The following is a 25,242-nucleotide window of genomic DNA, read 5'->3' on the forward strand; positions in this document are numbered from 1 at the left end:
GAAGCAAGGGAAAAATAACGATGTCTTCTCTCAGAAATTGGATAGTTTATTTTCTGGAAGTCTCTTATCTATAAAGTTCAAAACTTATACTTAAGGTTAATTTCTTAATTGTGATTGTTGGTCAATCATCCGTAGGTTGCAGATAGTGGAGAATTTGCATTACTTGATCTATCCATTTTGTTCAGTTATTCACTTAGTCTGGGATACTATTATTCATGAATGATGCAAAATGGCTACATTTGGGAACACTAAACCTGGAAGTCATCAAGATTGTATAAATATGTTCAATATTCCGGGATACCTGATCAGCGAACAAATCTATAATGGTTCTAAAACTTCGGTCTATCGAGGTCAAAGGACAACTGACTCATTACCCGTAGTTATTAAGGTTCTAAAAAATCCTTATCCGACTTTTAGCGAACTGGTACAATTTCGCAATCAATATACCATTGCTAAAAATCTTTGCTCACCTTTAATTGTCTATAATTATAGTCTAGAGCCATACCAGGATACCTATGCTCTGGTAATGGAGGATTTTGGCGGTATTTCGTTGAAAGAATATTTCAAAAGTATAGGTAAGTTAGATGTCAAGTCTCTACAGGAGTTTTTGGCAATTGCGATCGCCTTGTGTGATGCCTTAAATATATTATATCAAAATCACATAATTCATAAAGATATTAAACCTAGCAATATTTTAATTAATCCTGTAACTAAACAAGTAAAATTAATTGACTTTAGTATTGCCTCCTTGTTACCACGAGAAACTCAAACACTTGTTAATCACAATGTATTAGAAGGAACACTAGCTTACATTTCTCCTGAACAAACAGGAAGAATGAATCGCTGTGTTGATTACCGGACTGACTTCTATTCTTTAGGTGTCACCTTCTATGAATTGCTAACAGGTAATTTACCTTTTCTCGCAAATGATCCTATTGAATTAGTGCATTGTCATATTGCGAAAACACCGCCTGATTTTAAGCACCTGGAAAATATTCCGCCAGTGTTGTCGGATATTGTGATGAAATTAATGGCAAAAAATGCAGAGGAACGCTATCAAAGTACAACGGGGATTAAATTTGATTTAGAAAATTGTTTAACTCAGCTATCAACAACTAATAGGATAGAAAGCTTTGTAATTGCACAACGGGATATAGGCGATCGCTTCCTCGTCTCTGATAAACTCTATGGTAGAGAAACCGAAGTCGCCACCCTCCTAGAAGCTTTTGATAGAGTTAGCCTTGGGGCGACAGAGATGATGTTAGTGGCTGGGTTTTCTGGAATCGGGAAAACGGCTGTAGTCAACGAAGTCCATAAGCCCATTATCAGGCAACGAGGTTATTTTATTCGAGGTAAGTTTGATCAATTTCAACGGAATACTCCTTTAAGTGCCTTTGTTCAATCCTTCAGGGATTTAATGGGACAATTACTAACAGAAAGTGACTCGCAAATCCAAGCATGGCAAAGCAAAATCTTAGCCGCTTTGGGAGAAAATAGCCAAGTCATTATCGCAGTTATTCCCGAATTAGAAAAAATCATCGGACAGCAGCCGCCAGCACCCCAGTTATCAGGAACTGCGGCTCAAAATCGGTTTAATCTGCTTTTTCAGAAATTTACTCAAGTTTTTACCAGCGTCAATCATCCACTAGTGATATTTTTAGATGACTTACAGTGGGCTGATTCTGCATCCTTAAAATTAATGCAGTTATTAATGGCTGATACAGGTCATCTATTCATCATTGGTGCATATCGCGATCATGAAGTCAACCCAGCACATCCATTGATGTTGACTGTGAACGAAATTGCCCAAACCGCAGCAACGATTAATACAATTAATTTAGCACCACTCAATCTAGAGCAAATTAATGATTTAGTGGCTGATACCCTAAAATGTGAAAAGAATTTAGCCAGTCATCTTTCTGCACTTGTATTTAGAAAAACTCAGGGAAATCCATTTTTTACTAGTCAATTTCTCCAAGCATTGCATCAGGATGGATTAATTTATTTCAACTATCAATCCGGCTGTTGGGAATGTGACATCACACAAGTCACACAGCAATCTATTACAGATGATATTGTGGATTTTATGGCATTGCAATTAAAAAGACTGCCAGCATCCACCCAAAATATATTGCGATTAGCGGCTTGTATTGGTAATCAGTTTGATTTAGCTACCTTGGCAATTGTGGCTGAAAAATCAGAATTAACAACATCCCATGATTTATGGCCAGCCCTACAAGCAGGGTTAATTTTACCTCAGAGTGATGTGTATAAATTTGCCATAGGTGATCATCATCTCTCGTGGAATAATAAAGACTATACAATTTTTACCTATAAATTTTTACATGATCGTGTACAACAAGCCGCCTATTCTTTAATTCCTCCAGAACAACGAGAAACCACACATTTATTAATTGGCAGACTTTTGCTACACAATACAACAAATATTGCCATAGAAGACAAGATTTTTGCTGTTGTTAATCAATTAAATATTGGCAAGAACCTTATTACTGAACTAGGGGAAATTCATCAACTCATTGAGTTAAATTTCCAGGCAGGTATGAAAGCGAAAACGGCTACTGCTTATACAACAGCAGTTGATTATTTAAGTACAGGTTTACAACTTTTATCTACTGGCAGTTGGCAAAATCAATATAATTTAAGTTTAGCATTATACGAAGCAATTACCGAAGCTTGTTATTTAAGTGGCAATTTCCAAGATATGGAAATATATGCAGATATTGTCATTCAAAATGCAATAAATTTCCTAGAGCAAATACCTGTTTATAATACTAAAATTCAGGCTTGTATGGCACAAAGTCGCCATCTAGAGGCATTAAAACTGGCCTTGATGGTGTTGCGATCGCTAGGGATAGAACTACCAGAACAGCCTGAACAAAAAGATATTACACAAGCTATAGAACAAGTAAATTCACTCCTGCAACAGCAACCTATAGCTAATCTATTACAACTGCCAACAATGCAAGATGTAAAAATGTTGGCAGCCATGCAAATTTTATCTAATATTATTTCTGCGGCTTATCAGGCTGCACCTAGCTTTTTCAAGTTAATTGTGATTAAACAAGTAGAATTATCAATTCTCTACGGTAACGCCCCAGAATCAACCTATGCCTACGCTACTTACGGACTCCTTACCTGTACTGTCTTAGGAGATATTAATCTCGGTTACGCACTAGGTAAAGTTGCGTTAGAATTAACCGATAAATTAAATGCTAAAAAGTTAAAAGCCAAAACATTATTTGCCTTTAATTGTTTTGTCCGCCATTGGAAAGAGCATTTGCGAACAACATTAACTCCCCTAGTAGAAGCCTACACTTGCGGTTTAGAAAATGGTGATATTGAATATGCAGCAATGTCTGCTTATGTTTTTGGCAGGTATGCGTATTTAAGTGGTCAAGAATTAGATAATTTAGAAAAAACCATATCTAACTATGGACAAGTCATCTCGCAACTCAAACAAACTACCTACGTCAACTTTAATAATGTTTATCATCAATCGGTCTTAAATCTGCTAGGTGATAACGATGATCCCTGTTGTTTAGCTGGGGCAAAATATGACGAGACAAAAATGTTGCCCTTACATTATGCCGCCAATCAAGTCAGCATCATTTGTCAAGTACATTTTTGTAAATTACTTCTATGTAATTTGTTTGCCAATTACCAACAAGCACTAGAAAACGCTGCCATAGTAGAAAAATATTTAGCTAGTATCAATGGCTTAATCTTAATACCCAATTTTTACTTTTATGATTCTTTAACTCGTCTGGCTTTATATCCCCATGTGTCGTCATCTGAACAACAAGATTTTCTAGCAAAAGTCACAGAAAATCAGGTAAAACTTCAATCATGGGCAGAGTTTGCGCCAACGAATCATGAGCATAAGTTTACTTTGGTAGCGGCACAATATCACAAAATTTTAGGACAAAAAAGTGCAGCTATAGAAATGTACGATCGCGCCATTTCTCTAGCTAAAGAACACGGATATCTGCAAGAAGAAGCACTTGCTAATGAACTAGCTGCTAAATTCTACCGTGATTGGGGAAAACAACGCATTGCAGAAGAATACATGACAGAGGCGTACTATAGCTATGCACGTTGGGGTGCAAAAGCCAAAGTTGCTGATTTAGAGCAACATTATCCCCAACTACTAACGAAAATTCTCCAACAGACAACTACAAAACTCTCATCATCGGAAATTGTCAGAGCGAAAGAAGATTTCTTGACACAGAAAACCTTTTCATCGGGAAACAGCAGTACCATCTCTGTCACCCTCGACTTGAATGCCGTTTTGAAAGCTTCTCATAATCTTTCTAGTGAAATACAACTTGATAAATTACTGATTGCGCTTGTAGAAATTGTCACCACTACAGCCGGTGCAGATAAATGTGTATTGATGTTACTCGATGAAGATCAACTCAAAGTCGAGGCTATCAGTAATGTGACACAATACTCCATTGTTTTACAGTCCCAGCCATTATCCGCAAGTGAAGAAGTACCTATCAGTTTAATCAACGTTGTTAAACGGACTTTACAGCCCAATGTAGTCATAGATGCTAGGTCACATCCCTCATTTTTAGCCGATTCCTATGTCTTAAAACATCAACCCAAGAGTTTGCTATGTATGCCAATTCTCCATCAAGGTAAACTGTTGGGTGTGTTGTATTTGGAAAACAACTTAGCTACAGGTGCGTTTACTAGCGATCGCGTCGAACTGCTGAATCTATTATGTACACAAGCGGCTATTTCTCTACAAAATGCCCGACTCTATCAAAATTACCAAAATTATGCCCAACAACTGTCACATTCTCTGGCGCAATTGCAAGCCAATGAAACTCGCTTCCAAAATTTAGCCAATAATATTCCGGGGATGGTGTATCAATTTCGTTTGGGTGCAGATGGTTTAGTCTCAACACCCTACGCGAGTTCTGGCTGTTTAGATTTGTATGGTGTCGAGCCAGAATTAGTGATGGCAGGGAAGTTTAATCTTTATGCTTTACACCATCCTGATGATCACCCAGCTATTGAACAAGCAATTCTCCATTCTGCTCAAACACTCACACCATTTGAGCAAGAATGGCGGATTGTCCTCCCTTCAGGCACTGTCAAATGGATTCAATCTGCGGCTAGGCCAGAAAAACAACCCGATGGCGCGATTCTTTGGGATGGGGTAGTAATTGATATTAGCGATCGCAAACAAGTAGAAGCTTCTTTAGCCAAAGAACGAGAATTTTTAAATGCGATCATTGACAATATTACTGATGGCATTGTTGTCTGTGATGCTAGTGGTAAATTAATTCTCTTTAATAAAGCAACTCGTGAGTTTCACGGCTTACCGATAGAAGCAATCACACCAGAACAATGGGCTGAACATTTTGATCTTTATCAGGCAGATGGTCAAACCAAACTATCAACCACAGAAATACCTTTATTTCGCGCTTTTCAAGGAGAAATAGTCGAAAACGCCGAAATGGTGATTGCACCAAAGCATGGTTTACAGAGAATCCTGTTAGCTAGTGGACAAGCCATCATTGATGCTGCGGGTAACAGAATTGGTGCAGTAGCTGTAATGCGAGATATTAGCGATCGCAAACAAGCCGAACTGGCTTTACAACAAAAATCTCAAGATTTAGAGCAAGCCTTAGCTAATCTGCAAAACGCCCAATTACAAATTATCCAAAGTGAAAAAATGTCTGCTTTGGGTAATTTAGTCGCTGGTGTGGCTCACGAAATGAATAATCCCTTGGGTTTTATTGCTGCCACGCTCAAACAAGCCCAACCCACAATTGCTGACTTAATTGAACATTTGAGATTATATCAAGAAAATCTCACTGAGGAGAATGCAGAAATTCTCGATCATGCCGAAGCCATTGACTTGGAATATAGCTTGGAAGATTTACCCAAAATGATTGATTCCATGACAATGGCTTGCGATCGCTTGAAAAATATCAGCACCAGTCTTCGCACATTCTCCCGTGCTGATAGAGATTACAAAGTACCGTTTGATATTCATCAAGGCATTGATAGCACCGTTTTAATTTTGAAACATCGTCTCAAGGCGAATGATCAGCGTCCAGCCATTGACGTTATGACTGAATATGGAGAATTACCACGAATTGAATGTTTTCCTGGTCAATTGAATCAGGTATTTATGAATATTTTAGCTAATGCCATTGATGCTTTAGAAGAATCTAATCAGCAACGCACCCAAGAGGAAATTAAAGCTAATCCCAACCGGATTTTGATTAAAACTGCTGTAGAAAATAAATCTGTGAAAATTGCCATTTTAGATAATGGCGTGGGGATGAGTGAATCAGTCAAACAGAAAATATTTGACCATCTATTTACGACAAAATCCGTAGGTAAAGGTACAGGTTTGGGATTAGCGATCGCTCGTCAAATTATCGTAGAAAAGCACAATGGCACGTTAAGTGTAAATTCTCAATTAGGTCAAGGAACAGAATTTATCATTACCTTACCTCTGACCTGAATCAATTCAAAATTCAAAATTCAAAATTCAAAATTCAAAATTGAAGACAGCCACCTACAAGGGGTGGGGTTTCTACCTACCTTATGAGATAAGGATTTTTGGACGCAAGTCCGGTTTTAAACCTAACTTTTTCCGATAAAAGAAACAATTTTATCCCCTACACCCCTAAACCCTTACACCCCTAAACCCCTACACCCTTATAATTCTTGAGGTTCAAACCTTTGTATAAGATGCCTGTTGCTGATAAACCAAAATTGATGAAAAATGATGATTTTTTGTCTGTTGTAAAAGGGGCATTTCCTGCCAACATTGACGACAAAAAAAATAAACTGCATGGCTACGAACATGGCGTAAAAGCCGATGAGAGCAGCAAGGGCAAGTATTCATGATTGTTTAAATTTATTTAAATGTAATTGCAAAACCCGTATTCTATAGTTATGTAACATTTCTATTAGTTCCATAACTGTTTTTATCATTATTGTTTTCTCAGGTAATTTCTTCAGTGTAAACACTTAAAAATAGCATGAAGTTATATGAAGCCAATAATTTATTAAGTAGAGTTCCTTATATAAATAGCTGAGGGATCAAAATTAGCAGATTGAAGATCAGAAAAAACCTCAAATCATTTTACAGCCTAACTATCAGCATTGTGGTCGGATAAGTATGATTGCTGATCCTCAGCCTTAGCAACAGCTATTTTCTGAAAATGCAGCGATCGCACCAAAATAGTGTCAGCATTCTGAAGTATCTTGATTTTGAAGGACAAATCAACAATTCCAGAAATTACTGCTGATCAATGTGTCAACTATTAGGAATGAATTGCAATGTGCCGACGGATATCTGCTTTTCTTTTGAAGGCTTTTCAGCGCGAGGAGGAAAAACGGATGATCATAGTGATGGTTGGGGGATTGCTTTCTTTGAGGGAAAAGGATGTCGAATATTTTTAGATGCTAAACCTTCGATTAATTCGCCAATCGCAGATTTAGTGAGACGCTATCCCATCCACTCTACCCATGTAATTGCTCATATTCGCAAGGCTACCCAAGGAGAAGTCGCTTTACAAAACTGTCATCCGTTTCGCCGGGAACTGTGGGGGAGATATTGGGTGTTTGCTCACAATGGTAATTTGCCTGATTTTGAACCTGAACCGCAAGGTTTTTATCAAGCTGTAGGTAATACTGACAGTGAAAAAGCTTTTTGTGTAATTCTCGAAACTATCAGACAAAGTTTTCCTCAAGGTAAACCCCCTTTAGAGAAACTATATCCTGTTCTGCAATCAGTCACAGCCGAATTAGCAGCTAAAGGTATTTTTAATTACTTACTCTCAGACGGAGAACATTTTTTTACGCACTGTTCTACAAAACTGAGTTACATAGTTCGTCAAGCACCCTTTGCAGCAGCTCACTTGATAGACCAAGATATGACAGTAGATTTTCGGGAGTTAACTACACCCAGCGATCGCGTCGCCGTCATCGCCACTACTCCCCTAACTGATAATGAAGTCTGGACACCAATTCAACCAGGAGAATTGTTAGTGTTTCAAGATGGTTTACCCCTGAAAATATTGTAGGGAATAGAGAATGAAAAATTGAATAGATAGTAATTAATGATACTTATTTTCTGGCCCACTCAGGTACGCTGGCAATATCCACGCTCACTTGATTCAAGTTTGCCTTTTTCTAATACAATCCATCCGCCCACAACCAACAACGCACCCAAAGCTAAAAACCCCAAGTCCCAGGCTAATTGATTTGTTCCTGGTTTCACATGATGAATACCCAAAATTTGATGATCAATTACCCCTTCGACTAAGTTAAACAACCCAGCACCGATCAGCAAAGAACCCCCAAAAGTAGATGATGACCAAACAACATCAGCCCGTCCTCCCGCACGCCATAATAAGCCTACACCTATGACGGTCAATACCCAATCTAGTGCGTGAAACAACCCATCCCACACCATATTTAAATCAAAATTAGGATTAGTAGTCAAAGGGCGAACACTACTTAACATATGATGCCACTGGAGTATTTGATGTAACAGGATTCCGTCAACAAAGCCGCCCAAACCCAAACCTAGAACAATTCCAGCCCAGATCAGGGGTAGACGCTTAGGGAAAATTTGACTATCGGTTGCCATTTTCGATTCCACAGACCTTTACCCCACAATATAATTACGCAGTCTGCGATCGCTTCTATCGTTAGGCAAATAATAGCTTTCAGTCTCAAGTAGATCACTGACAGTTGACATATGAAGGCATTATAGAAATTGATATCTGATATAAAAGAAAAATTTTCAAATGACCATTTACTTTTATAAAGTTTGGCAACCTTTTGGTTGTTTTTCTAACTTTTCTACCCACGGTATTGAAATTCAAGGTACTTACTGGTCAACAGTAGAGCATTACTATCAAGCACAAAAGTTTGTCGGGAGTGTGGATGCGGTAATTATTCCCGTCATCCGTGCGGCTAAAACTCCAGAAGAAGCCGCAGCGTTAGGACGATGTACTAGCCGCAGACTGCGTTCCGATTGGGATTTAGTCAAAATCTCAGTCATGCGAGAAGCTATATTGAAAAAGTTTCTCACCCATCTTGACATTCAAGCCACACTCTTAAGTACAGGGAATGAAATCTTAGTAGAAAATTCCCCCACTGATTATTTTTGGGGTTGTGGTGTAGATAAAACTGGTCACAACCATCTAGGTAAAGTTCTCATGAGTGTACGGGAAGAAATCCGCAATCTCCAGCTAAGTAATGCTATATCTCCAAAAATTTGTCCTCAAGAGTACAAAGTTTAAAATCAAAGCAGCCCCATTGATAGCAATAAATTCAATGTGCAGCAGCTAATTACTAAGCGAATAGTCATTGTTTTTTGAGACTAATTTACTTTTAGTCATGGCTTTAGCTTGAAATTTATCTAACTTAAATGCTCATTAACCTAATGATTGATCGTGAGGAAATTAGTATAAGTAAAAACAACCATTAATAAGTTGTTTGACATTTAAATAACTTAAAATGGGCAGGCAGAATGTCTATAAAACAATACTTATGAGCCTTTATCATCTGCAAAAAAAGGTGCATATTCTCATGGTTATGTGATAGATCATCACTAAATAGCTACTGCTCACTTGCCAGCTAAATTATTATATCCTCCTAGTTTTTTCATCTTTGTCACAAACTAGTGAGGATATGAATAATTGATCTCAAACTTTTGCCAATATTCGCAATTTTTCAACAAAGAATAATTTCTGTCTATTTCAGAATAAATATTAATCTTAAATATATTCAATCATAGGCAAAAGTAGAGTTTAACTCTTCATCAATGAAGGAAGTGTGAGGATTGTATTAACTCCATATTCCGGGTTGTCTGCTAAATTTTCAATTTTGGTAATTATCCAGATTTTAGGTTATCTAAATTAGATATTTTCACCGAATTCATAAAAATCATCAACGAGTAAAATCAATATGATTATTAATAAATTATTCACCACTCATCTCCATGCAGAAGTAGGGTAAACATCTCCTAATTTTACATTGGGGAAAGTGTTGCGAAAAGTAAATCTTGTTTAGGTATAACATTTAATGGAATTTACGGATAAACCCCATAGTTTGCCACCAATTTTTGAGCAAGAGAGTTTACTGCATAGGATTACTAACCGCATTAGGCGATCGCTAGAACTTAACGAAATCTTAACAGCCGCAGTGGAAGAAGTCCGCGAGTTGTTAGGTACAGACCGAGTTATGGTCTATCGGTTTGATGCTGATGGTAGCGGTGAAGTCATAACAGAATCTTTATTGTCCCAAAATTTACCATCTCTATTGGGTTTACATTTTCCGGCCGATGATATCCCTCAAGAAGCCAAACAGATGTTTCTCTGGGCAAGACAACGCACAATTGTTGATGTTTCCACCGGTAAAATTGGGCTATCATTACTGAACTCACCAGATCAATCGCAAACTTTACTGGGTGAAAATATCTACTATCGCTCAGTAGACCAGTGTCATATAAAATACTTGCAAGCGATGGGTGTGCAGTCTTCTTTAGTCATTCCAATTGTTTTATCTGATCTGCAAGAACCATCTAACCAACAGAAACTCTGGGGATTGCTAGTATCCCATCACAGTCAACCACGTCATATTTCTACTCCAGAACTGAAATTAGTTCAGCAAATTGCTGACCAACTAACAATTGCGATCGCCCAAAGCCTACTTCTGGCTGCCACTCGCGCCCAGCAACACCGAGAAACAGTAATTAACCACATTAGTAGCCTCTTACACAAGCAGCCCAACATTGAATTGCAAGCAGCCCTAAAAGCAACCATTCAGGCTTTAGGGGGTACAGGTGGCAGACTTTATCTAGAAAAAACTCAAGAACTATATACTTACGGGGAACAACCAAATCTACCCCAAGAGTTGAACAACAGTTTGATTGAACAGCATCCGATGTGGATTACCTGGATGGCTGAGTCGAAACCGGATCATGTTTGGGTAATTTCTGATCTCTACCAAGAAACAAAGTTACCAATTTTAGCTTTTGCGTTTCAGTCTACTACTATTCGCGGTCTATTGGTCATACCACTCCACTATCGCCAACGATTTATCGGAGTTATCAGTATTTTTCGCCCCGAATGGGAGACAGAAATTCTCTGGGCGGGAAGATGTGAGCAAAATCAACGTCAAAAACTACCACAGCTATCTTTTGAAGTCTGGCGTGAATTGAGAAAAGGTCAAGCACCCCAATGGAGTGCGGCCGAAATTGCTTTAGGAAAAAGTTTGGCTTCAGATTTTGCTGTAGCGATTCAACAACTATATACACACCAACAGCTAGAGTTATTGAACTTGGATTTAGAATGCCGGGTTAAAGAACAAACGGCTGAGTTAGAGAAATCTTATCTCATCACCAAAGTGATTAAGCAAGTTACAGAACAAATCCGCCGTAGCTTGGATTTACCCACTACTCTCAAGACTATAGTTTCAGAAGTGCGTTTCCTCCTCAATTCAGACCGAGTATTAATTTACCAACTGATGGGAGAATCGAATGGCGAGGTGATTGTAGAGGAAGTTCATGGTAATTGGGATTCCGTTTTAGGGATGAAAATGCCATCGGGATGTTTTCCTGATGAATATGCGCGTCTTTTTTTTCGTGGTAGGGTCAGAGTCATCAATAATATAGCTACAGATTCTTTAAGTGATTGTCACCGTGAGTTTTTACAGAGTTTACAAATCAAATCAAATTTGATTGTTCCTATTAATATGAGTCAACAGCCTTGGGGATTACTCATTGCTCATCAATGTGACGCACCAAGATATTGGCAAGAGGCAGAAATAAATTTATTACAACAGCTAGCAGACCAAGCTGCGATCGCTATTTCACAAGCCCAACTCTACCACAAAACTTGTCAAGCCGAAGCCGCCGCAAAAGCTCAAGCCATACATTTAGAAAAAGCTTTATTTGACCTACAAGATGCCCAAACAAAATTAATTCAACATGAGAAAATGTCCAGCTTAGGACAGTTAGTAGCAGGTATTGCTCACGAAATTAACAATCCTATCAACTTTATTCACGGCAACCTCTGCCATGCTAGCGACTACGCTCAACAATTACTAGAACTGATCTCCCTTTATCAAAAATACCATCCCCAGCCCCACAGCCAAATTACCCAATCCCTTGAAGATATAGATTTAGATTTTTTAGTGGAAGATTTACCCAAAATTCTAGCTTCTATGCAATCGGGTGCAGATCGCATTCGTTCCATAATTTTATCATTACGGAATTTTTCTCGTTTAGATGAAGCAGAGCGTAAGTCAGTTGATATTCATGAAGGGATAAATAGCACTTTATTAATCTTACAGCATCGACTCAAATCCCATCTGTATAACTCTGAGATTGAAGTTATTAAAGATTATAGTGAATTACCACTGGTAGAATGCTATGCCGGTCAGATGAATCAAGTATTCATGAATATATTTGCTAATGCCATTGATGCTCTAGAAGAATATGCGGCAGAGCATCCAGATACACCTAAAATTTATGTTTGCACGCAAATTTCTCCAGACACATCCCATGTTCTCATTCGCATTGCTGATAATGGCCCAGGCATGACAATAGAGATAAAAAATCGCATTTTTGACCCATTTTTTACTACTAAGTCTGTAGGCAAAGGAACAGGCTTAGGATTGGCAATTAGTTATCAGATAGTGGTCAACAATCATGGCGGAGTGATGGAATGTGTATCAGAAATAAACAAAGGTACAGAATTCTGGATTGAGATTCCGGTCAAGCTCAAGACCAAATTAGAGACTGATTTAAATCCCATTCGCTCTATTCCACAGGAATTATGATCTGGCTAACTTGCTTGTAGTCAGGGATTTAGCCCTGTTTTTATTCAGCCTCAACCGTAACAATATCCTTTACAAAACTTTAATTCATAACAAGTGTTTACTAATTAGCAAAAATATGGTGCTTGATATCTCAAATTGATATATCATAAAGCTTTCTAGTCTTTAAGGCATGATTAAATTAACAGCAAGAGTAAAGTTTGTTTGCGGTTAATTCCATCCTCTTCTAGAAGTGTTAATCTATTAATTGAAGCTACAAAGCTTCCCTGGCAGATTTAACAGCTAGAGTGTAGTTAGTAAAAGAGGTAAAAACGCTGTTTCATTTCATATCTGTCTCGTTAACAACCGACAACACCCAACGCGAAAGTTGATATTTCCTCAATTATTCACCAATGGGGGCAATTTAACTGATTTCATTCTTAATGGAAAAGATGAAACAGATTATATCCCTGGTTAAGATTACCAATGAGAGGAAGTAGTTAGAACAAGTAGATGGTTGGGTGTTGTTGTGTTGAAATAGTATTTAATTATTGACAATTACTTGGTCATTAGATAATGCTCAAACAAATAGTAAATAGTAAAGTTTAATAACAGAAATATTCTAGATAATTTATTAATGCTAATCTATTAATTGAAGCTACAAAGCTTCCCTGGCAGATTTAACAGCTAGAGTAGAGTTAGTAAAAGAGGTAAAGACGCTGTTGATTTTTATATCTGTCTCGTTAACAACCGACAACACCCAACGCGAAAGTTAATACTTCCCCAAGTATCCAAAAATGGGGGCTATGTAACTGCTTTTCACCTCTCATTGATAAAAGTGAAACAGTCTATATCCCCACCTAAGCTCAACCAGGAAAGGAAGTAGTTAGAACAAGTAGATGGTTGGGTGTTGTTGTGTTTAGAAATTATTTTAGAGGATGTTTGAAAACTGGTTAGCTACAAGTATTTGATATATCACCAGGGACTTTTAAAACAGAATACTTAGATGCTTAGTGGTGTGGCAGTATCAAGCTTTAGATGCGTTACGGCTGACGCTTAACACAGCACACATATACTACATATACTTGTATTCTTTCTCTCAATCAAATCTGATTCCTATATTTGACAATGATTTTTATACTTAAAATTAAGTATAATTACAGCTTTTGATGCTTTCGGAATTTGCTGAGGATTTATCTGACTCCCACACAGAACATTTATATCAATCTATTTGTTTGTCAATAAAGATAAATACTGCTTTTAAATCCTTGTGATTTTTCTATTAAATACATTGTCTACTTAAACTATACCAGTTATTGTAAGCAATATACTAAAGCTTCAGGAGTGATAACCATGCACCAAATACAATTAGCCTTAATAATCAGCTATGTATTGATGAGTTGTTACTTTTTCGCTAACTGGCTGCGCTTTGCTTTGCGTCACCCTCATTCTTCCCCTGAAGATAAATTTCTATCTTTTGTGATGTTTTTGATAACCACAATTTTTTGGCCGTTAATTGTTCCTATTTCTTTGATAGAAGTAGTCAAGACAAAAAAAATAGAAGCTACTACGATAATACCTGTAGTTTTGACAATGATTGCCTTAAGTATTTCTTACGTAATATCAGAAATGTCGGCGTAATTATCACCATCACCTACTATTCATGACTCGATAACTTAAATTCAAATTTTGAAGTATATTGTCAAATTAACTGGAGTAGAAATAGCACCTAACATTAAATTGAAATACAACATTCTTTATATCAGTTGGATTCTGGTTATCTTCTTGAATATGACGTTAGGTTGTCAATTAGATGGAGTGAGCCAATCTTCTCCATTATTCGCCCCCATCGTCCAGTCACCTATTATGCAAGGAAATACACTGCCTTTAAAGATTTTTGCTGATAAATCCTTTTATAAAGAACATCCCAATACTGAAATCACCCTTACAGGAATTTTGCGAACCTCTACAGTCAGGCTAGGCCCAAATACAAGAGATATGCCTTTGAGATTAGAAACAAGTCAAGAAAATTTGAGTGTTTATGTCACTCAAAGAGAAGAGGAATTATTGTTGCCTTTTGTTAATCAAGAAATTAAGGTGATTGGCAAGCGTATCGACCAAAGGCAATCAGGCTATGGCTTTGAGATTTGGATCGCTTGGATTATTCCAAATCGTGAATGAAATAGATATCACGAAAAACTAACTAATATTTACTTTTGTAGCATAATTACTAAAGAAATCTAAGGAAAATGAGAGAATAGCCCAACTCAAATATATAAACAGTTGTAAGGGAGTGAACGGGCATTACTAGAGGTTATGTTTCTACCCGATGTAACTGACAATGGAATAAAGATGTCTGAGGTTACATCAGTTGATCAATCTTGACAATTAGGGCGAAAATCTATGAAGCAACCATATCTATCTCCCGACGATTTGCCCACACATAAAACTACTCTGATTAGTGAAATATTACTCAGTCAATTAGAAGAGGTAACGAAAACAAAATTCTATTTAGCTTGTAGGCATAAAGTACGTATTTTGCTCTCAAGCTGTCACTGGTATTTTAAAGTTAATAGTGGCATTCTGATGTTAATTATGGTGTGTCATGATATTGAAAGTTATCAGAATGTAATGATGAATGTGCCTTACCTGGCTAGCAAATTAAAGTTATTTGCAAACCATGCCAAAATCAGTATTAGTTCTCCAGTCAATCAAGGTATGCCTTGGGTAATTGGTATTAATCAAATCTTACCGGAGGATGATTCAGCTAGCATTTAGGATTGGGGATTGGGGACTGGGGACTGGGGATTGGGGATTGGGGTTATCAGTTAATAGCCACTTGGTTACTGTTCCCTGTTCCCTGTTCCCTAATGCCTAATAACTAATGACTAATGACTAATGACTATTGACTATTGACTATTGACTATTTACCCTTCTTCCCCAAGGCTTGATGATGGAAATAGCAATAATTGCTGATAAGCAAATTAACTGAATACCTCCGCCAATAATCACGCCGTGAATATCAAACATAAATAAGGGATTGTTTAAAGCTTTGGCTCTTTCTATATCTGCGATCGCAGTCATGGAATTTGTCCAGGGGCCTAACCAAAATGTCCCAAAAATAATTAACGTCGTGGTTGCAATCCATTTGGTGATTACCCAGTAAAACTTAAAAAATCCCCAGACTGTTAGCCAGCAAAGTAATGTCCCTGTCAGTACAGATGCGATCGCCATTGGAATTACAACAAAATCATCTAGAAACTTTACCATTGCATTGATTGCATACAGTTCATCTCCATTGGTAGTCTGAAGGTTAGCCAATGCCATTAACATCATTGCTAACGCTACACCAAACCAAGCTGCGATCGTGACTACATGAAGAGAAATTAGGGAATCTTTGGGTAATCCCGTCAATTTTTTCTTAGCTGGCTTGTTTACAGATGTTGTTGATGTGGTTTGAGTCATACAGCAATCTCATGAGATGTTGACGTTTGCTTGTGGAGGCGGAAATACTTTTAATTCTTGGCTAGCGACATCTTGCTATCCTGATTCTGGTTTTTCCTCTCTAGATTCCCAAGCTACATCAGTTAAGGTAAAAAATTCAGGCTGATTAGTATAGATGATTCTTGCATAAAGTTTGGTCTTCAAACATATCTATCCTTAAGTCAAGTTGTTGATGAATTGATAGATAAATTTACTGTTTGGAGCTTACGCAAATATGAAAAGTAAATACTATGTCCAGTTTTCCAGTTTATTGACAGTAGGATGGATGTTATCTAGTTTGGGTAGTGTCTCTGCTGCTGTCCAAACGTCAACAGTGGGACAATTGAGGAGTAATACCACAGTTGAGAGAAATTATAATCAAATAGCATTGAATGTACCGAATCCATTACTAGTTTTTCAGGGTTCGCAACCAGAAACTACCAATGGTGTGAGCTTTCAAAGATATAGATTAGGAGTATCTAACTGGAATGAAATCAGCCCAGAACTATTTCAAAAAGCTCCAGATTTACCGCCTTGTGGGAAAAATAATAATTCTTCTAGGACTTGGGTAGATATTTTTGATGCTCAAACAAATCAACCTATTTATGGTTTTTGTGGGTTTTCATCTCCCAAAGACCTAAATAGCCTTTGGTTCGCCGTGGAAACAGGAAAAACACCTCCCAACTCTGTCTATATTGTTTTAAAAGATAGAAGACTCAATAAAACTTACCGGTCTAATTCTGTTTTGGTATCACAGAAAACTTCACAAATCCAAGAAGATTGTATTGCTTTTAACCCGAATAATATTACTGTCAAACAAGTTAATGGTAGCTGGAAAATAGTTGAAGGTGGCAATCACTGGATGTTCGACTTTGGTAGCCAAAAAAATGAAGCCATCAAAGCTTTCCGAACTATCAGACAGTATAAAATGAATAAATCCTGCTTTGTTGGCAGACCACAGCCTTCATTTCAGTATCTATTGACAAATAATTCTGCTCCATCTGGTGCGATCGCTGGTGAAGATTGTGTTGCTTTTAATCCAGGAACTACAACTGTTAGTAAAATTAATAATCGCTGGAAAATTGTCGATGGTAATCACTTGATGTTTGATTTCAACAATAATCAAGCAGAAGCCGAACAGTCTCTAGCAGTGATCAAAAAATATAACTTTAATCGTTCCTGTTTTGTGGGCAGGCCAAACCCCAGTTTTAGCTATTTGCGACGCTAGTTATACTAATTCTCCAAAATTAAGGGACTTCCAACTAAAAAAATATACAATGGCTGTGGTGAGCAGGGGGAAAATCAAAATATTCTCTCTGGGAAATTGGATAATTTATTTTCTGGAAGTCCCTAAGCAACAGATGCAAAGCTTGAAACCCAGATTTTATCTGACTTTCTTAATTGCGTAAAGCCTGCGGCATAGCTGCGCTTAAAGCGTAGCGGGACGTTAATCCATTGCGTTAGCGTTCGCGTAGCGTCTCGTAGAGAAGCATTGCGAATTGCGAACTGCGAACTGCGAATTGGTATTAGTAGCTATGTTAATTAAATGAAGTGCGTTAGGGAGAACTTAACGCACCATTGTTAAAATTACAAAATGCTTTTAGTCTTGGGAATTATTTTGAGGAAACAAGTAGGCGATCGCAGCGTAACCAGAGGCAGTAATTAAACTGACTAATAATGTAGCTAAAATCAGGGTAGACATAGAAGGCGAATGATCCTCTAGTCTTAAGTAAAGTATCTTGATATTTCTAAACTAACAGGTGTATGTGACGCGGATACATCCAGATTATGACAATTGTTTGTATCTATGCCAAAGGTAGACAAAATCTAAAAGTAGTACCTATTCCTAGTTCACTTTCTACTTGAATTTGACCACCTTGTAACTCAACCAAACGCTTAGTAATAGTTAAGCCAATACCTGTTCCCCCAGAATGGCGATCGCGTGATTGATCAGCTCGCCAAAAACGTTCAAACACATGAGGTAAATCTTCACTAGCAATACCGATGCCTGTATCAACGACTGCTATCCATATTTTACCAGTCTCCGTCCAAGCCCGGAGAGTAATTGAGCCAGTGGATGTATAACGGACTGCATTACCCAGCAGGTTGACTAAAATCTGTTCAGTGCGATCGATATCAGCTAACACCAGTGGTAACTGAGAGGGTAATTCGGAAGCGATTACCGGGCCATCTTCCATTAACTGATCAGTAAATTTTTCTACCAATGACTCCAATAAAGAATATAAATCCACAGTTTGAATATTAATTGGCAAATAACCAGCCTCCGCCTTAGAAAGCTCTTGCAAATCATTGACCAAACGCTCTAAACGTCTAGTTTCCCTCACTAAACGCCGATAAACCTCTGGAGACGCTTCCATTGCTCCATCTGCCAATTCTTCCAAGTAACCGCGTACCACAGTTAAAGGTGTCCGCAGTTCATGAGTCATATCACCAATTAATTCTCGTCGCCGTATTTCTACTCCCTCCAAACTATCAGCCATACGATTAAAACTAGTACCCAGTCGATTAAGTTCAGGAATGTCAGATAAAGGTAATCGTGCTTCCAAATGACCAGCAGCAAACTGTTGGGTAATTTGTTCCATCTCCGTTAATCGCTGCATAATGCGCTGAGAAACCCAATAACTCAAACCTCCCGCCGCACTCCCACCCACCAACACCGACCACAAAGTGCTACGCCGCCAAGCAATTTCAAACCCCTGTACTAACTCTGTACGACTATGAAATATATTGAATCCCCTACTTTCTAATCTTTCTAAATGCAGAATAAAAAACCGAGGGGAAGAAACCTTACTAATAATCACAAGACTAATTAACCCCACTATCATCACCACCAAGTGGGAAACAAACAAGCGCGATGCTAAAGGTAAAGATTTCATGTAGTTAAAACTGACTCATAACTAATAAATAAAAGAGTGCTGAGTAAAAAGTAAGATTAATTGCACCGGCTAAACGCCGCGCTACCACTAACAGCACTACTGACTAATGACTAATGACTAATGACTAATGACTATTGACTATTGACTATTGACTACTGACATTATCTTCAAACTTATAACCAACCCCAACCACAGTTTTAATAAAAGTAGGATTAGCCGGATCTGGTTCAATTTTTTTCCTCAACCGCGCCACATGAGTATCTACAACCCTTTCATCACCAAAAAAATTATCTCCCCACAGTTTGTCAATTAGTTGGGTACGATTCCAAACTCTACCAGGATTACCGACAAAGGTGCTTAATAAGTTAAATTCTAGAGTCGTTAAATCTAGCGTCTCCGGTGCTTCGGAATTCATTTGGCGGCTGGCTGTACGTTGGTCTACATCTACTATAAAGTGTTGGGTACGATTGACTTGGCTTTGTCCGCCTTGACGTAAACTCCGCCTAAGCAAAGCCCTGACTCTAGCTACTAACTCTCTAGGGCTAAAGGGTTTTACCATATAGTCATCAGCCCCTGTAGATAAACCAATTACCCTGTCTATTTCTTCTCCCTTAGCTGTCAGCATCAAAATATAAGGGTCTTTTGCGCCAGGTTTTTGACGAATTCTCGCGCACACCTCCAAGCCATCCAAGCCAGGAATCATTAAATCTAAGATAATTAAATCTGGTGGTTGTTCTTGAAATAGGCGCAAAGCATTGATTCCATCCCGACTAGTACGACAGGTAAATCCCTCTTTTTCTAGGGAATGTTGGATTAACTGAGCAATTTCTGATTCATCCTCAACAATTAAAATATCCATTTTGTTAAAATACGCAGACTTATGGCTTGGCTTGTTATTCTACTACAGTCAACCAATTTTAGATTTTAGATTTCGGATTTTGGATTTTAGAGGGTGTTTGAAAAGTGTTTCGCTCTGATTTTAAGTATATTCAAATCCCCCCTAACTTAAAAAGGGGGGAACAGGAATCAACGTCCCCCTTTAAAAATCGGGATTTAGGGAGATCGAGATATGTGTAACTTCAGATTGAATTGGTATCCACAGTCAACTGTTAACAATATGCGATGGTTCTACAAACTGGAATGAGACATAGTGCGATAGCTATACCCTAAATGGGAATCCTTTTGAATATGGTGTTTAATGCTATCGAGGTCTACAAAATAATCAGCCACATCGATTAAACAGTCGTTAGTCATGGTTCGTAAACTAACTACTTCTACTCGCACACCTGTACTAGTAACAGCATTCACCGCATAAGCTAAATCGCCATCCCCACTCACTAAAACCGCAGTATCGTAGTAGGGAGCTAGGGTAATCATATCGACGGCAATTTCTACGTTTAAATTAGGTTTTTTGGTGTTATCTGTCACCTGAATTTCCTTGGTGACTACACGATAACCATTACGCCGCATCCAAAATAAAAAACCCTGTTGTTTGTCGTTGTTGCGAGGACGATTAGTAGTTGGTCTGGAAATATCAATTCCGGTGTAAAAAAATGCTCGCAATAACCGTGAACCGGCGGTTAAACGACAGAGTAATTTGAGATAGTCGATTTCAATACCAAGTTGTAAAGCTGCATTAAATAGATTAATTCCATCAATAAAAATCGCAACTCGACCACGATTGGAATCATTGGTAGCAGCAAAATCAGTTCTAGGTTCTCGCTGTCTAGACGATTCGGTTTTATTACCATTTTTTATCTGTACTTTCCCTGATAAATTCGGCTCTTCAGACAGGGGTTTATATGTATTTATTGCTTTGGTAAAACTAGTGTTAGTCATTGATTCCTCTGGATGTTAAATCTCGCAAGGCTTTGGGATAATTGACAAGAGATTGTCTGTGCTAGGTAACTAGCAAGGCAAAAAAAATATGCAGTTGCTTGACACAAATACACTTAAACTTTGTGCAATGTTGAGATTCCAAAGTTAGATGAGCAAGAGTGTTTAGCTCTTGTTCAAGCAATATTTACGAGATATCCCCCCAAGCCGATATGCTGCTTTTCCTACCACTACAGCATATCAACTTACTACAGGAGCAATTAGGCGAAAGCAACTTACATTCATGGTTTTGCTAAGAAACCATTGGCATCTTCATTCTTATTGTAACCCCGTCTTTAAAATTTCTTACATTAAGGCAATATTTATATATTGATATGTTGATTTGCTGCAAAAATTATTATTAGTTAACATTTGCCAAAAAAAGTATTGATTAGATAGTTAATTAATTTTATTATGATAATTTAATATTGTTATGGATAAGTAATCATGTGGATATTGTAGATCATTTATAGGAATTTAGAAACGCTATAGATCATAAATAATGTAGTGATTAACGATACAGGGCAAAATAATATAATTTAGTTCGTAGTAAGGACTTTAGTCCTACCTGAAAAACTCAGGTTTTCACTCACTACAAACCTTTAATTATTTCACCTGTTCTAGCTTGAAAAACGGGTGTAAGGGTATAAGGAGAAGACTTTTCTATTGCATAGTACCTTTGATTACGGAAAAATGTAACCTGCACTATCTCTAAAGATAGAGGGAATGTATTTTACAGAACAGATAAATTAGTAACTAGACTAGTCCACAATTAAATGTCTTTGATCATTGCCTCCTCAAGTGTCTAAATTGGAGGTAATTTTTTTGTGGAGAGAGAATTTGAGTTTGAGAGAAAAAATACCCTTGGTAGTTAGCCAAGGGATTCTGCAAGTCGGTATTGTCGCACAAAGACATTCGCGAGTATCACAATACCAACCTCAAAAGTATGATATGTGCCAAAATGCCAAAACTACAGATCCTTTCTTTTGCCTAGTCTTTGCTTCAGCACTCTTTTATTAGATGGTGTAGATGACACCACGATACTTCAGTTGGCGGGAAGAATGAGTTTGCGGTTTTGCCACAGGAGTGGGAATATTTATTTTCACACCGCGATAGATACCTGTGCTGAAGCTTGCAGTCGCTTTAACATCTGTAGGGTTCACTTCATACCTAACAGCGCGATAAGTTAGTTGCATGGCTAGTTAATATTTACTGAGAGTTTGGAGAGTAAAAATTAGTGATATCTAAAAGCCAAGTATTTCCGCTACTTAACTTTTAGTACACAGTGATTGCTCCCTGGAAAATTTGGTATTGCATCCAGTCGGAATGAATTTAGATCAGCAAAAAAGGAATGTAGGGGAAGTCAGGATAAAAATTTCATCAAGCTGTGCATCATATCTAAATTCAGCAACAATATTTTTCTGTCTAGATAGAAAAATATAATTTAATTATAGCCATGATTACTCAGACTTCATGCTTAAGAAAATATAGCGATCGCCTCTTGAACACCATCACTTGAGTTCAGCACACAAAATTTCGCCTTCTGAACTGCAACCTTGCGTTACTAAACTCAACATTTTTTAGAAACTCAGCAATTTGACGTTAAATGTCCAAATACGGATTAAAAACTGAAAAAATTGGGATACAAAAGATATAGATTAAAGGTGTAGTTGAGTAAATAGGGTAGAGATTGGCGCGTTAATCTCCAAAAGTCATGACTCAAGTAGCTTGGATATGTTTGGAATTTGGGGTATGGGAAGGGGTGCGATCGCTCTTGAGGTTTGGAATTTGAGGGTGTGGGGAGTGCGATCGCTCTTAAGGTTGGGAATTTGAAGTGTGTGCGATCGCTCTTGAGGCTGGGAATTTGGGGGTTTGGGAAGTGCGATCACTTAACTTCTCTCATAACATCATCATCTATAAAAAGTCATTAATTACGAAGATTTATTCTCCCAAGGATTAATGATAAAAATTTCACAGCCTACAAAATCACTAACATTACGAGTTGCTATGGCGGCATTATGGGAATAACAAATAGCGGCGATTTGAGCATCAGCTTGAGAAATAGGAGTACCACTGAGCCGTCTTTGGGCTGAAATATTAGCAAAAGCTATCGCAGCAGATTCATCAAATGGCAAGATGCGTCCCAAAAAGTCTTCTGTAAACATTAAAGTCGCAGCTTGGTAGAGTTCATATTTACGTTTCCCATCTGGTAAAATAGTTATCCCATAGAGAATTTCAGCTTGCGTAATTGTTGTAGTGAACAAACTTTCTACAGGCTGTTGGACTGCCCAATTACGAACTAATATAGACCCTTGGGGTTTCATGAGTTCTGACAATACATTAGTATCAAGAACAATCATGATTCAAAATTTAGGTATGGGGCGTATGGCTTCTCGTTGGATTTCTGGTATTTCAAATTCTCCCAAATGAGCAAAGCGGTTTTCTAGCATCGTAACAATATTAATAGAAGGTTGTTGGTTTTCTGTTAAAGCAATACGCAAAATTTCTTTGATTTCTCCTTCTACAGAACGACCATTTTTTTCTGCTTGTTGTTGCAGGATATTTTTGATATTTTCATCTAGGTTAGAAATAGTGATACTGTCCATGATGAGTTGATGAATTTGTGATATTTAAAAATATTATATCAATTGCATAAGTTCTAAGGGAATTTGGGGGTGCGTGCGATCGCTATTTGGGTTTGGAATTTGGGGGTGTGGGAAGTGCGATCGCTCTTGAGGTTAGAAATTTGGGGGTGTGGGAGATGCGATCGCTCTTGAGCTTGGGAATTTAGAGGTGTGGGAAGTGCGATCGCTCCTTGAGGCTGGGAATTTGGGGGTTTGGGAAGTGCGATCGCTCTCATTTTTTATCTCTAGTTCAATTTAAAATATTAAAATGTTTCATCTTGTAAATTCCATGCTTGTGCAATATTTTTCAATTCTTCAATTATTTGCTTAGTTTGCTCAATAATATACTCTGAACTTTGCGGGTTTTTACGAAAGCCTGCGTGTAATACATCATTACGCAATTTAGCTAGTTTGTAAGTTTGTGACCAGAGGTTAGATAATTGATTTCTTTTATCTTTTGACACAGTAGTTTTATACTGTTCAAGAAATGGTGATTTATATTTATTACCTTGTGCATCAGGTGGTGTTGCTCCCCCACTCAATAACAGTTCCATTTCAGCACGATTAGGTTTTTCGATTTGAGGGTCTAATTGAAAGTGATAGCATAATAGAGAAGGTAGCCATTCTCGTGCCATAGATAATGCTTGAACTATTTGACCTTTTTGCATATACCATTCCACCATTTCTAGTTGTTTTAATAAAGATGCTTGAGGATTAGTAGTGTAGTTTGTTGGATTCACTAAACCAAATTTGCCATAATCTTTTTCTACACGTTCTAACAAACTTACAAATGGTATTACAGATTCAGATATTGTAGGAGCAGAAGCAGCGATACGCTCAGGTAAAATAGCAGCTTTTTCCATAACATCTGTTGGACGTAACAATTGTAAACTTTGAGCGATTCCATCTATACTTTCTGCTAGTTCATTTGCAGCACTATCACCAGCACGCAACAGGCTAGCTAAAGCTTGTCCATTCCCTGTTTTTATAAATTGATCAGTTGCCGTTGTCCAATCTAGTAAGCTAATCATTGGCAAAAGATCAAATGTCGGTGATTTTTTAGTTTCTTTGTTTTCAGCTTCAAACGCACCATAAACCAAACCCTCAATTGTGACTTGTCGCACCACTCGCAGATAGCTAACAGCAATCAAGGCTAATACAGGCAAGGATCTAAAACTGTGTGTGATATCAAATATCACACGATCATTTTTCTCTAAACAGTTAGTTAACATTTCAAATAAATGCCATATATCTGCATTGCTATGTGCTTCCGGCACGTTATACACAGGTTGTAAATTAACCTTTGTTTCCAATCGTCTTTTTAGCGCATCCCAATTTGATTCAGTTGCATTTCTAGGTATACCTGTTTCTACAGTCTTAGTTAACAAAACATAACAAGTGTCAGGCTTATAAAATTGGACTAAAGCCTCTTGAAAGAAAGGGGTCTTACACTCGTCAGTACCTAATGGGTTCACATAAGTTGTTTCTTGATAGTTACCAAATCCAAGAAAAGAAATTGCCTTGAGATTTTTCATAAT

22 protein-coding genes are annotated in these 25,242 nt (G+C 37.7%); 10 read left to right on the forward strand and 12 right to left on the reverse strand.

Annotated features, from left to right (window positions below; genetic code table 11):
- Positions 1-280: 280 nt before the first annotated feature.
- Positions 281-6,508, forward strand: coding sequence for an AAA family ATPase (locus CLI64_RS04985; RefSeq protein ID WP_103140597.1), 6,228 nt, complete (start codon positions 281-283; stop codon positions 6,506-6,508).
- Between the two features lie 230 nt (positions 6,509-6,738).
- Positions 6,739-6,897 (forward strand): hypothetical protein, encoded by a 159-nt coding sequence (locus CLI64_RS30650; protein WP_157943193.1) that lies wholly within the window; start codon positions 6,739-6,741, stop codon positions 6,895-6,897.
- A gap of 245 nt (positions 6,898-7,142) precedes the next feature.
- On the opposite strand, the gene CLI64_RS31885 is transcribed toward CLI64_RS30650, so the two are convergent.
- Positions 7,143-7,274: a hypothetical protein gene (locus CLI64_RS31885; RefSeq protein ID WP_264082492.1), complete on the reverse strand. Its 132-nt coding sequence runs from the start codon at positions 7,272-7,274 to the stop codon at positions 7,143-7,145.
- A gap of 30 nt (positions 7,275-7,304) precedes the next feature.
- On the opposite strand from CLI64_RS31885, the gene CLI64_RS04990 reads away from it, so the two are divergent.
- Positions 7,305-8,078, forward strand: a complete 774-nt coding sequence (locus CLI64_RS04990; RefSeq protein WP_103136186.1) for a class II glutamine amidotransferase — start codon at positions 7,305-7,307, stop codon at positions 8,076-8,078.
- A gap of 59 nt (positions 8,079-8,137) precedes the next feature.
- Here the strand turns inward: CLI64_RS04990 and CLI64_RS04995 are convergent, their stop codons facing one another.
- Positions 8,138-8,647, reverse strand: a complete 510-nt coding sequence (locus tag CLI64_RS04995) for a DUF2243 domain-containing protein (RefSeq protein ID WP_103136187.1) — start codon at positions 8,645-8,647, stop codon at positions 8,138-8,140.
- Between the two features lie 160 nt (positions 8,648-8,807).
- Between CLI64_RS04995 and CLI64_RS05000 the strand changes: the two genes are divergently transcribed.
- The 5 genes from CLI64_RS05000 to CLI64_RS05020 all read left to right on the forward strand — a co-directional run bounded on the left by CLI64_RS05000 (position 8,808) and on the right by CLI64_RS05020 (position 15,603).
- Positions 8,808-9,305: an NADAR family protein gene (locus tag CLI64_RS05000; protein WP_103136188.1), complete on the forward strand. Its 498-nt coding sequence runs from the start codon at positions 8,808-8,810 to the stop codon at positions 9,303-9,305.
- Positions 9,306-10,089: 784 nt separating this feature from the next.
- Positions 10,090-12,849 carry a GAF domain-containing protein gene (locus CLI64_RS05005; protein WP_103136189.1) on the forward strand — a complete coding sequence of 920 codons (2,760 nt, stop codon included), beginning with the start codon at positions 10,090-10,092 and terminating at the stop codon, positions 12,847-12,849.
- A 1,329-nt stretch (positions 12,850-14,178) separates the two neighbouring features.
- Positions 14,179-14,466, forward strand: a complete 288-nt coding sequence (locus CLI64_RS05010; protein WP_103136190.1) for a hypothetical protein — start codon at positions 14,179-14,181, stop codon at positions 14,464-14,466.
- Between the two features lie 48 nt (positions 14,467-14,514).
- On the forward strand, positions 14,515-15,006 hold the full coding sequence (locus tag CLI64_RS05015; RefSeq protein ID WP_192881681.1) for a hypothetical protein: 492 nt from the start codon (positions 14,515-14,517) through the stop codon (positions 15,004-15,006).
- A gap of 222 nt (positions 15,007-15,228) precedes the next feature.
- On the forward strand, positions 15,229-15,603 hold the full coding sequence (locus tag CLI64_RS05020) for a hypothetical protein (protein ID WP_103136192.1): 375 nt from the start codon (positions 15,229-15,231) through the stop codon (positions 15,601-15,603).
- 138 nt (positions 15,604-15,741) lie between these two features.
- On the opposite strand, the gene CLI64_RS05025 is transcribed toward CLI64_RS05020, so the two are convergent.
- Complete coding sequence (locus CLI64_RS05025) at positions 15,742-16,290, reverse strand: hypothetical protein (RefSeq protein ID WP_103136193.1); 549 nt, start codon at positions 16,288-16,290, stop codon at positions 15,742-15,744.
- 253 nt (positions 16,291-16,543) lie between these two features.
- Here CLI64_RS05025 and CLI64_RS05030 point away from each other — a divergent pair, with 253 nt between their 5' ends.
- Positions 16,544-17,536 carry a hypothetical protein gene (locus tag CLI64_RS05030; RefSeq protein WP_103136194.1) on the forward strand — a complete coding sequence of 331 codons (993 nt, stop codon included), beginning with the start codon at positions 16,544-16,546 and terminating at the stop codon, positions 17,534-17,536.
- Between the two features lie 577 nt (positions 17,537-18,113).
- Here the strand turns inward: CLI64_RS05030 and CLI64_RS05035 are convergent.
- The 3 genes from CLI64_RS05035 to CLI64_RS05045 form a co-directional block, all read right to left on the reverse strand.
- Complete coding sequence (locus tag CLI64_RS05035; protein ID WP_103136195.1) at positions 18,114-19,205, reverse strand: cell wall metabolism sensor histidine kinase WalK; 1,092 nt, start codon at positions 19,203-19,205, stop codon at positions 18,114-18,116.
- A 145-nt stretch (positions 19,206-19,350) separates the two neighbouring features.
- The gene (locus CLI64_RS05040; protein WP_103136196.1) at positions 19,351-20,064 is read right to left on the reverse strand and encodes a response regulator transcription factor; all 714 of its coding nucleotides are present in this window, start codon (positions 20,062-20,064) and stop codon (positions 19,351-19,353) included.
- A 269-nt stretch (positions 20,065-20,333) separates the two neighbouring features.
- A complete protein-coding gene (locus CLI64_RS05045) occupies positions 20,334-21,044 on the reverse strand; it encodes an NYN domain-containing protein (protein WP_103136197.1) in 711 nt (236 codons plus the stop codon).
- 861 nt (positions 21,045-21,905) lie between these two features.
- Here CLI64_RS05045 and CLI64_RS31465 point away from each other — a divergent pair.
- Complete coding sequence (locus tag CLI64_RS31465; protein WP_225977511.1) at positions 21,906-22,100, forward strand: hypothetical protein; 195 nt, start codon at positions 21,906-21,908, stop codon at positions 22,098-22,100.
- Here CLI64_RS31465 and CLI64_RS05050 read toward each other — a convergent pair.
- The 6 genes from CLI64_RS05050 to csx2 all read right to left on the reverse strand — a co-directional run bounded on the left by CLI64_RS05050 (position 22,097) and on the right by csx2 (position 25,239).
- The gene (locus tag CLI64_RS05050; protein WP_103136198.1) at positions 22,097-22,276 is read right to left on the reverse strand and encodes a DUF4278 domain-containing protein; all 180 of its coding nucleotides are present in this window, start codon (positions 22,274-22,276) and stop codon (positions 22,097-22,099) included. The two genes, CLI64_RS31465 and CLI64_RS05050, sit on opposite strands and share 4 nt — an antisense overlap.
- 516 nt (positions 22,277-22,792) lie before the next feature.
- A complete protein-coding gene (locus tag CLI64_RS31470; protein ID WP_157943195.1) occupies positions 22,793-22,969 on the reverse strand; it encodes a hypothetical protein in 177 nt (58 codons plus the stop codon).
- Between the two features lie 42 nt (positions 22,970-23,011).
- The gene (locus CLI64_RS05055) at positions 23,012-23,440 is read right to left on the reverse strand and encodes a type II toxin-antitoxin system VapC family toxin (protein WP_103136199.1); all 429 of its coding nucleotides are present in this window, start codon (positions 23,438-23,440) and stop codon (positions 23,012-23,014) included.
- A gap of 3 nt (positions 23,441-23,443) precedes the next feature.
- Positions 23,444-23,686 carry a plasmid stability protein gene (locus tag CLI64_RS05060; protein ID WP_103136200.1) on the reverse strand — a complete coding sequence of 81 codons (243 nt, stop codon included), beginning with the start codon at positions 23,684-23,686 and terminating at the stop codon, positions 23,444-23,446.
- A 53-nt stretch (positions 23,687-23,739) separates the two neighbouring features.
- A complete protein-coding gene (locus CLI64_RS05065; protein WP_103136201.1) occupies positions 23,740-23,940 on the reverse strand; it encodes a hypothetical protein in 201 nt (66 codons plus the stop codon).
- 27 nt (positions 23,941-23,967) lie between these two features.
- Complete coding sequence (gene csx2 / locus CLI64_RS05070; protein ID WP_103136202.1) at positions 23,968-25,239, reverse strand: TIGR02221 family CRISPR-associated protein; 1,272 nt, start codon at positions 25,237-25,239, stop codon at positions 23,968-23,970.
- Positions 25,240-25,242: the final 3 nt, after the last annotated feature.

This window comes from Nostoc sp. CENA543 (assembly GCF_002896875.1).
GTDB lineage: Bacteria > Cyanobacteriota > Cyanobacteriia > Cyanobacteriales > Nostocaceae > Trichormus.

Excerpts from the sequence above, each read along its gene's own strand:
- CLI64_RS05055 (WP_103136199.1), bottom strand. The coding sequence starts at position 23,440 with ATGATTGTTCTTGATACTAATGTATTGTCAGAACTCATGAAACCCCAA.
- CLI64_RS05050 (WP_103136198.1), bottom strand. The coding sequence starts at position 22,276 with ATGCAACTAACTTATCGCGCTGTTAGGTATGAAGTGAACCCTACAGAT.
- CLI64_RS04990 (WP_103136186.1), top strand. The coding sequence starts at position 7,305 with ATGTGTCAACTATTAGGAATGAATTGCAATGTGCCGACGGATATCTGC.
- csx2 (WP_103136202.1), bottom strand. The coding sequence starts at position 25,239 with ATGAAAAATCTCAAGGCAATTTCTTTTCTTGGATTTGGTAACTATCAA.
- CLI64_RS30650 (WP_157943193.1), top strand. The coding sequence starts at position 6,739 with ATGCCTGTTGCTGATAAACCAAAATTGATGAAAAATGATGATTTTTTG.
- CLI64_RS05030 (WP_103136194.1), top strand. The coding sequence starts at position 16,544 with ATGAAAAGTAAATACTATGTCCAGTTTTCCAGTTTATTGACAGTAGGA.
- CLI64_RS05065 (WP_103136201.1), bottom strand. The coding sequence starts at position 23,940 with ATGAGAGCGATCGCACTTCCCAAACCCCCAAATTCCCAGCCTCAAGGA.
- CLI64_RS05035 (WP_103136195.1), bottom strand. The coding sequence starts at position 19,205 with ATGAAATCTTTACCTTTAGCATCGCGCTTGTTTGTTTCCCACTTGGTG.
- CLI64_RS05045 (WP_103136197.1), bottom strand. The coding sequence starts at position 21,044 with ATGACTAACACTAGTTTTACCAAAGCAATAAATACATATAAACCCCTG.
- CLI64_RS05005 (WP_103136189.1), top strand. The coding sequence starts at position 10,090 with ATGGAATTTACGGATAAACCCCATAGTTTGCCACCAATTTTTGAGCAA.
- CLI64_RS05025 (WP_103136193.1), bottom strand. The coding sequence starts at position 16,290 with ATGACTCAAACCACATCAACAACATCTGTAAACAAGCCAGCTAAGAAA.
- CLI64_RS05040 (WP_103136196.1), bottom strand. The coding sequence starts at position 20,064 with ATGGATATTTTAATTGTTGAGGATGAATCAGAAATTGCTCAGTTAATC.
- CLI64_RS04985 (WP_103140597.1), top strand. The coding sequence starts at position 281 with ATGTTCAATATTCCGGGATACCTGATCAGCGAACAAATCTATAATGGT.
- CLI64_RS05000 (WP_103136188.1), top strand. The coding sequence starts at position 8,808 with ATGACCATTTACTTTTATAAAGTTTGGCAACCTTTTGGTTGTTTTTCT.
- CLI64_RS05020 (WP_103136192.1), top strand. The coding sequence starts at position 15,229 with ATGAAGCAACCATATCTATCTCCCGACGATTTGCCCACACATAAAACT.
- CLI64_RS04995 (WP_103136187.1), bottom strand. The coding sequence starts at position 8,647 with ATGGCAACCGATAGTCAAATTTTCCCTAAGCGTCTACCCCTGATCTGG.
- CLI64_RS05060 (WP_103136200.1), bottom strand. The coding sequence starts at position 23,686 with ATGGACAGTATCACTATTTCTAACCTAGATGAAAATATCAAAAATATC.
- CLI64_RS05010 (WP_103136190.1), top strand. The coding sequence starts at position 14,179 with ATGCACCAAATACAATTAGCCTTAATAATCAGCTATGTATTGATGAGT.